Here is an 8018-nt window from a genome sequence, read left to right as displayed (position 1 = left end):
GCCGGCCGGGAGGCCGCTGTGCCTTTGCTTTTGATTTTGATCTGACGGCCCCATTCAGCCCGAGTTACTTTGCCGCTTTTGCAAAGTGACTCGCTGTAAGAGCGAAACCATAAGCAGCCGTTACCCAAATAACGGATATGTACACCAAAAAATCAGGGTTTAACCCGCCCCTTGAGCATCCCATGATTCACCAAAAGCGTCCGCATGGCATTGCGCGTCACCCCCAACAACTCCGCCGTACGCAACTGATTAAACCCACAAAACGCAAACGCCTCCCGCACGATCAAATCCTCGATATCGTGCAACAACGAATCCCCCGGCACCTCGAACAACCGTAGCAACTGCTCCCGCACCACCTCCTGCGGAATCCTCGGCGCCCCGCTGTTAACGCTGGCATGCATCGCACTCAGCCCCGCAGAAAACTTCAAGTGCGACGGCATGATCGGCCTGTCCCCAGCCACCAAAAGCGCCAGGTGCACCACATTCTCCAGCTCACGAATATTCCCCGGCCACGGATAATCCAGCAACGCCTGGGTCGCCGACTCCGACAACATCGGCTCGGCGATTTTCAACCTGGCACTGTAGAGCCGCCGAAAATGCTCAACCAACGGCAGGATATCCAGCGGCCGCTCACGCAACGGCAACACCTGCACCTGCGCCACGTTGATGCGATAGAACAGGTCAAGACGAAAGTTGCCCGCCTCCACCGCCTGCTCCAGGTCGATGTTGGTGGCCGTCACCAGCCGGATATTGATCTTGATCGGCTTGCGCGACCCCACGCGCACCACTTCCTGCTCCTGCAATACCCGCAGCAGCTTCACCTGCAACGGCAGCGGCAAGTCACCGATCTCATCGAGGAACAGGGTGCCGCCATCGGCTTCTTCAAACCAGCCGATCCGCCGCCCCGAGGCCCCGGAAAACGAGCCGGCCTCATGCCCAAAAAATTCGCTTTCCGCAAGGTTCTCGCTGATGGCCCCACAGTTCACCGGCACAAACGCACCGGTGCGGCCGCTGGCGCTGTGGATATAGCGCGCCACCAGCTCCTTGCCGGTGCCGGTCTCGCCATTGATCAACACCGGCGCGTCACTGGGGCCGACACGTTGCAAATATTCGAGCAGTTGCAGGGAACGCGGGTCGGCAAAAACCAGCGCCTTGGCGCGAATCGACAACGGGTCTTTTTCGCCCTGGGGCAAAGTCAGGATCGGCGTGGGATGCCCGTGGGGACGGTTCATGAAAAGTATTTCCCGGCGACGAGGTGAAGGTACGTAAGGGAACTTTACTCAGTCACGCATATAACTAGAAATATTAAAAATTCATTAGTACATAACCGTTTATCGACGATGCGCCAGCGACCTCACGCAACGATCCCCCAGGCTTTGCACGCCCTGGACCAGCACCACCAACACAATCACCGTCACCACCATGATCTGGTTATTGAAACGCTGGTACCCATAACGAATCGCCAGGTCCCCCAGGCCGCCACCGCCAATCACCCCGGCCATGGACGAAAAGCCGATCAGCATCACCAGGGTCAGGGTCAACCCCGCAAGCAACGCAGGCAGCGCCTCCGGCAGCAGCACCTTGAAGATCACATGCCGAATATCCCCGCCCATGGCAACAATGGCTTCGATACGCCCCTTGTCCACTTCGTCCAGCGCGTTCTCGACAATCCGCGCAAAGAACGGAAAGGCGCCAATGGTGATCGGCACCACGGCGGCGGTGCTGCCCAATGTGGTGCCAACGATCAACCGGGTCAGTGGAATCAAGGCAATTAGCATCACCACAAAGGGCAATGAGCGGCCCAGGTTGATCACCGCACCCAGCACACGGTTCACCCGTGGCAGCGGGAACAGCCCGCCGCGGCGACTGACAAACAGCAGCACCCCCAGGGGCAGGCCGATCAGCAAGGTAAAGACCGCCGCCAGCAGCACCATGTACAGGGTTTCGCCAGTGGCCGCGAGCAGCAGTTGCAGGATGTCGTTCCAGTCCGTTTTCATACTGCCCTCACCGCTGGCAGGCTGGGGGCCAGTGAGCGGCCCAGGCTTGAGGCGGGATCGGCCTGCAATTGAATCAGGCTGCCGCTTTCCACCACACGCCCATTGGCCAGGGATACCGCGCTGTCGCAGATAGCCTTGACCACATCCAGCTCGTGGGTGATCAACACGATGGTCACCCCCAGTTGCCGATTGATACTGCGCAGCAGTTCCAGGATCGACGCGGTGGTTTCCGGGTCGAGGGCGCTGGTGGCTTCGTCCGACAGCAAATAATCCGGGCGCGCCGCCAGTGCCCGGGCGATGCCGACGCGCTGCTTCTGGCCGCCGGACAGTTGCGACGGAAAGGCCAGCGCCTTGTCACTCAGGCCGACCAGTTCCAGCAATTCCTTGACCCGGGCAACGCGCTCGGCCTTGGGCTGACCGGCGATTTCCAGGGGCACCGCCACATTGTCGGCGACGTTGCGTGAATGCAGCAGGTTGAAACCCTGGAAGATCATGCCGATACGCTGGCGTTGCTGGCGCAGTTGCTTGTCACTGAGCAGCGTCAGGTCCTGGCCGTCCATGAGGATGCGCCCGGAAGTCGGGCGCTCCAGCAGGTTCAGGCAGCGCAGCAAAGTACTCTTGCCCGCCCCGCTCCGCCCCACGATCCCGAAGATCGAACCGTCGGCAATCTGCAACGACACGTTATCCAGCGCCGGCGGCTGGCCATCGGCGTAGGTTTTGCTGACCTGCTCGACGACGATCATTCGACAGCTACCGGAATCACCGAGCCTGCATATTTCTCGGTGATGAACTTGGCCATCTCCGGCGAATTCAGGTCCTTGGCCAGCTGTTTGATCCGTGGGTCGTCCTGCAATTTCGGGGTGGTCACGAGGATATTCGCGTAGGGATTGCCCTGGGCTTTTTCCAGCCCAAGGGCATCCTTGGCCGGTGACAGGCCGGCCTCGAGGGCGTAGTTGCCATTGATCACGGCGAGGTCGACATCATCCAGGGCACGAGGAATCTGTGGTGATTCGATCTCGAGGATCTTCAGGTGCCTGGGGTTCTCGGCAATGTCCTTGGGCGTTGCCTGGTCCTTGGCCGGGTCGTTGAAACCGGGCTTGAGCGTGATCAGGCCGTTGGCTTGCAGCAGGTACAGCGCACGGCTCAGGTTGGTGACGTTGTTGGGCACGGCCACGGTGCCTTTATCCGGCACCTGGGTAAAGCTGGTGTGGCGATGGGAGTAGATACCCAGCGGCTCGATATGCACGATGGCCGCCACTGTGAATTTCTGGCCGAGAGCCTGTTCCTGGGAGTGCAGGTACGGCAAGTGCTGGAAGTAGTTGGCGTCCACATCACCGTGGGCCAGCAGTTCATTGGAGTTCACGCCGTTGGGGATTTCGATGATTTTCAGCTGCAGCTGCGGGTCGAGCTTCTGCACGTATTCGAGGATTTGCGCGTGGGGAATCGGGTCCGCCGCCACACGCAGGGCCTCGGCGGCCTGGGCGTCGAAGGAGGCAATCAGGACGGCCAGGGCCAGGGCTGTTTTCTTGAGCATGGTGATGTTCCTTATCAGGCGGACAGGGCTTGGGGAATCGTGGCATCGGCGTAAAACCGTTGGGCGACATCCGGATGGGAACGCAGGCGGCCCTTGAGGTAGTTCCAGCCGACGTCCCGCAGCAACGGGTTACGCGGGTCACTGGTGGGGCCGTGGGCATCGCGCAGCAACTCGGGCGGCAACTGATACACCGGCACCACCGCGTCCAGTTGCGCACCGAGGAAAAACGCCAGGGACAAACGCTCGCTGCCCAGGGGCGGCGATTCGACCCGGTGCACCGTGGCACGCAGGTAGCCGTTGGTGGCCAGTTCCAGCAACTCGCCGATGTTCACCACCAGGGTGTCGGGGCGCGGCGAAGCGTCGATCCAGCGGCCCTCCTCCACTTCCACTTGCAGGCCGGCCTGCTGGTCTTGCAGGAGGAAGCTGAGAAAGCCGGAATCCTTGTGGGCGCCGACGCCCTGGCGACTCTGCTGGGCGTGGCGGCCGGGGTAGCGGATCAGCTTGATGTGTTCGTTGGGCTTGTCACCATACAGCGGGTCGAAAGCGTTTTCCGGCAGCGACAAGGCCTGGGCAAAGGCGCGCAACAAGCGCAGGGACATCTGCGTCATCGCCTGCTGCCAGGCCAGTAACAAGGGCTTGAGTTCAGGCAACGCGGCAGGCCACTGGTTGGGGCCTTGCAGGCGCGACCAGGCCGGTGAATCCGGGCCTTGCCGCAGCGGCTCGCGCTCGGCGCCGAGGTCGAACTGCTCACGCAGGTCCGGCTGCCCCCGGGTGATCTCCGACGCGGCGCGGTTGTAGCCGCGAAAGTGCGGGGAGTTGATCATGCCGACAGCAAGCTTGTCGGCCTCCGGCAAGGCGAAAAACCGGCGCGCCTGCTGCTGCACCTGGGTGAGCAACCCGGCGTCGATGCCGTGGCCGGTGAGGTAGAAAAAACCGATATGCCGCGCAGCGTGGCGCAGGTCATCGAGAAACTGCCCACGCTGGGCCGGGCTGCCGTCGAGCAGCGCCAGGTCCAGCAGGGGCAAGGTGTTGATTGCCAGCGGGTGCGACATTGGGTGCTCACTCCATGAACAGGTACATGGAGTGGTGAAGCTAAACGATCTAAAAACCCCTCAATAAATACCTTTTTGGCATTAGCTTAGGTTGGCGCGTTCGCCGCCCTGGCTTCTTCCAGCAGGGCCTGGATGACTTTCTCCTGATTGTCGTAGCGGCCCTCGCCGAAATGGCTGTAGCGCACTTTGCCGGTGGCATCGAAGAAGTAATGGGCCGGCCAGTACTGGTTATCGAAGGCGCGCCAGATGCGGTAGTCGTTGTCGATGGCCACCGGGTAATGGATGTCCAGCTTCTTGACCTGGCTGCGTACGTTATCCAGGACTTTCTCATAGGCGTTTTCCGGCGTGTGCACACCGATCACCACCAACCCGTCCCTGGCGTACTTCTTTGCCCACTGATTGACGTACGGCAGGCTGCGCTGGCAGTTGACGCAGTCGTAGGTCCAGAAATCCACCAGCACCACCTTGCCCTTCAGGCCCTCGGCCGTCAGCGGCGGCGAGTTGAGCCAGGCCACCGCGCCGTCGAGGGACGGCATGCGCTCATCGGACTGGCTGAAACTTTCGGCATCGACGTTGTTGATCAGGTAGTTCACCGCCTTGGGCACGCCGACCAAGGCAACCACCAGTGCCAACAGCAGCAGGCCTTTTGAGCGGCGCAGGTATCGGATGAAGTTCATGGGTGTCACCTCGTGGCCGGGGGTGTTTCAGCGCGTTTGCGAGCCGCGCCGTTTTGCGCCAGCGGCGTGTTCTGGAAGCAGGTTTCACTGCCGGTGAGTTTTTTCGCGGTAGCGGCGTTCACATCCGCCGCCACACCCGCCATGGAAAACGCCAGGGCACTGAGAAAGCTGTTGAGTGGGGTCATGGCCGGTCTCCTCAGCTGCCTTCAAGGCAATTGCTGGAAAATTTGCGGTAGTCGAGGACGTGGCGCTGGCCCTCGGAATCGAGGTAGGTCAGGTGCGAGTTGACGATGCCGCACAGCGCGCCACCGGACTCTTCGGAGATCGACAGCACCTGGTGGATATCCGGCTGGCTGGCGGTGGTTTCGGCATGGGCGGCAATACTCAGGCCAGTGAGTAAGGCAAACAGGTAACTGGCATAGGCAGCTTTGATAGTCATGGGTGGTTCCCCGGGGGTTTCAAGTGGGCCGAGGCGGATTACCTCGATGGGCTCATTTGAACCTTGCGAGGTATCCGGATTGTGTCGGCCAGGCCCGGATTTTTGCGTCGATGTGTATCTCGTCACCGCCAGATACACTGCAATACAAAGGGCACAAGGCAAGCCCGCCGCCAGTGGCTAGACTGCGCATCAATGACTAATCAACGAGGAAGGCAGCATGGATCACGTCGATCACATTCTGATTGTCGATGACGATCGGGAGATCCGCGAACTGGTGGGCAACTACCTGAAAAAGAACGGCCTGCGCACCACCGTGGTGGCTGACGGCCGGCAGATGCGCAGCTTCCTCGACACCACGCCGGTGGACCTGATCGTGCTGGACATCATGATGCCCGGCGACGACGGCTTGCAGCTGTGCCGCGAACTGCGGGTGGGCAAGCACAAGGCCACGCCGATCCTGATGCTCACCGCGCGCAACGATGAAACCGACCGCATCATCGGCCTGGAAATGGGCGCCGACGATTACCTGGTCAAGCCCTTCGCCGCCCGTGAACTGCTGGCCCGCATCAACGCCGTGCTGCGGCGCACACGGATGCTGCCGCCAAACCTGGTGGTGACCGAAAGCGGCCGGCTGATCCGCTTTGGCCGCTGGCGCCTGGACACCACCGCCCGCCATCTGCTGGACGAAGACAACACCCTGGTGGCCTTGAGCGGTGCCGAATACCGTTTGCTGCGCGTCTTCCTCGACCATCCGCAACGGGTGCTCAACCGTGACCAGTTGCTGAACCTGACACAGGGCCGGGACGCGGACCTGTTCGACCGCTCCATCGACCTGCTGGTCAGCCGCCTGCGCCAGCGCCTTTTGGACGACGCCCGCGAACCGGCCTACATCAAGACCGTGCGCAGCGAAGGCTATGTGTTCTCCCTGGCCGTGGAAATCCTTGGGGACCCGGCATGACCCTCACGTTCCGCTGGCCGCGCACCCTCGCGGCGCAACTGACGGTAATTTTTATCGTCAGCCTGCTGTGCGCCAACGCCCTGTCGTTCAGTGCGCAGTTCTATGAGCGCTACATGAGTGCCCGCAGCGTAATGCTGGGCAACCTGGAAAACGACGTATCGACGTCGATCGCGATCCTCGACCGCCTGCCCGCCGCCGAGCGTGCCAGCTGGCTGCCGCGCCTCGACCGCAACGCCTACCGCTACCTGCTGAATGCCGGCGAACCCGGCGAGCCGATGGCCAGCGACAACGTGCCCATGGCCGCGACGTCGATTTCCGATGCGTTGGGAGAGCATTACCCACTGACGTTTCGCGACATCCCGGGCCTGCAAAAACACTTCCAGGCGCACCTGACCCTGGCCGATGGCAGCCCGGTCACGATTGATGTCTATCCCAAGCCGATCCCGTTTGCGTTCTGGCTGCCGGTGGTACTGGTGCTGCAACTGGTGGTGTTGCTGGTGTGCACCTGGATCGCCGTGCGCATCGCCATCCGCCCGCTGACACGCCTGGCACGGGCAGTGGAAACCCTCGACCCGAATGCCCGCCCGACGCCGCTGGACGAAACCGGCCCCACCGAGGTGGCGCATGCGGCGGCGGCGTTCAACGAAATGCAGAAACGGATTGCCGAGTACCTCAAGGAGCGCATGCAGATTCTGGCGGCGATCTCCCATGACTTGCAGACGCCGATCACCCGCATGAAATTGCGTGCCGAGTTCATGGAGGACTCGGTGGACCGGGAAAAGCTCTGGAGTGACCTGGGGGAAATGGAGCATCTGGTGCGCGAGGGTGTGGCTTACGCTCGCAGTGTGCATGGGTCGACCGAGGCCAGTTGCCGGATCGACCTGGATGCGTTTCTCGACAGCCTGGTGTTTGATTACCAGGATATGAACAAGCAAGTGAGTTTGACCGGTAAAAGCGCGGTGGTTTTGGATACGCGGCCCCATGCGTTGCGTCGGGTGCTGGTGAACCTGGTGGACAACGCGCTGAAATTTGCCGGGGAGGCGCAGTTGGAGGTGGGGTCGACGGCGGCGGGTGAGCTTTCGATCAAGGTGCTGGACCGGGGGCCGGGGATTGCCGAGGATGAACTGGTGCAGGTGATGCAGCCGTTTTACCGGGTGGAGAGTTCGCGTAATCGTGGCACTGGTGGTACAGGGCTGGGGTTGGCGATTGCCCAGCAACTGGCGGTGGCGATTGGTGGGGAGTTGACGTTGAGCAACCGGGACGGCGGGGGGTTGTGTGCGCAGGTTCGGCTGGAGCTGTGACGGGCGGTGTGTATATCCATTATTTGGGTGATGGCTTGTATCGGTTCCGCTCTTACAGCG

Annotated in this window: 9 protein-coding genes and 1 pseudogene; 2 read left to right on the top strand and 8 right to left on the bottom strand. The window is 61.6% G+C overall.

Going from position 1 to position 8018, the window contains the following annotated elements; all coding sequences use genetic code 11:
• Positions 1-152: 152 nt before the first annotated feature.
• The 8 genes and pseudogenes from HX807_RS25550 to HX807_RS25515 form a co-directional block, all read right to left on the bottom strand.
• The gene (locus HX807_RS25550) at positions 153-1232 is read right to left on the bottom strand and encodes a sigma-54-dependent Fis family transcriptional regulator (RefSeq protein ID WP_177029481.1); all 1080 of its coding nucleotides are present in this window, start codon (positions 1230-1232) and stop codon (positions 153-155) included.
• Between the two features lie 99 nt (positions 1233-1331).
• On the bottom strand, positions 1332-1997 hold the full coding sequence (locus HX807_RS25545; RefSeq protein ID WP_008430208.1) for a methionine ABC transporter permease: 666 nt from the start codon (positions 1995-1997) through the stop codon (positions 1332-1334).
• Positions 1994-2740, bottom strand: a complete 747-nt coding sequence (locus HX807_RS25540) for a methionine ABC transporter ATP-binding protein (protein WP_003212524.1) — start codon at positions 2738-2740, stop codon at positions 1994-1996. The genes HX807_RS25545 and HX807_RS25540 overlap by 4 nt, the downstream gene beginning before the upstream one ends.
• The gene (locus tag HX807_RS25535) at positions 2737-3531 is read right to left on the bottom strand and encodes a MetQ/NlpA family ABC transporter substrate-binding protein (RefSeq protein WP_177051480.1); all 795 of its coding nucleotides are present in this window, start codon (positions 3529-3531) and stop codon (positions 2737-2739) included. Before HX807_RS25535 ends, HX807_RS25540 begins: the two co-directional genes overlap by 4 nt.
• A gap of 14 nt (positions 3532-3545) precedes the next feature.
• Complete coding sequence (locus HX807_RS25530) at positions 3546-4583, bottom strand: isopenicillin N synthase family oxygenase (protein ID WP_177051478.1); 1038 nt, start codon at positions 4581-4583, stop codon at positions 3546-3548.
• A gap of 86 nt (positions 4584-4669) precedes the next feature.
• Positions 4670-5188 (bottom strand): annotated as a pseudogene (locus HX807_RS25525) (thioredoxin family protein); the annotation flags it as partial.
• Between the two features lie 77 nt (positions 5189-5265).
• Positions 5266-5445, bottom strand: coding sequence for a hypothetical protein (locus HX807_RS25520; RefSeq protein ID WP_003212515.1), 180 nt, complete (start codon positions 5443-5445; stop codon positions 5266-5268).
• Between the two features lie 11 nt (positions 5446-5456).
• Positions 5457-5699 carry a DUF2790 domain-containing protein gene (locus HX807_RS25515; protein ID WP_008430200.1) on the bottom strand — a complete coding sequence of 81 codons (243 nt, stop codon included), beginning with the start codon at positions 5697-5699 and terminating at the stop codon, positions 5457-5459.
• 217 nt (positions 5700-5916) lie between these two features.
• Here HX807_RS25515 and HX807_RS25510 point away from each other — a divergent pair, with 217 nt between their 5' ends.
• The gene (locus tag HX807_RS25510; RefSeq protein ID WP_003212510.1) at positions 5917-6657 is read left to right on the top strand and encodes a response regulator; all 741 of its coding nucleotides are present in this window, start codon (positions 5917-5919) and stop codon (positions 6655-6657) included.
• On the top strand, positions 6654-7958 hold the full coding sequence (locus tag HX807_RS25505; protein ID WP_003212508.1) for an ATP-binding protein: 1305 nt from the start codon (positions 6654-6656) through the stop codon (positions 7956-7958). The genes HX807_RS25510 and HX807_RS25505 overlap by 4 nt, the downstream gene beginning before the upstream one ends.
• Positions 7959-8018: the final 60 nt, after the last annotated feature.

The sequence above is a fragment of the Pseudomonas sp. D8002 genome, assembly GCF_013385695.1.
GTDB lineage: Bacteria > Pseudomonadota > Gammaproteobacteria > Pseudomonadales > Pseudomonadaceae > Aquipseudomonas.
The sequence above is the reverse complement of the archived record's forward strand: the minus strand, read 5'-3'. Positions and strand labels throughout refer to the sequence as shown.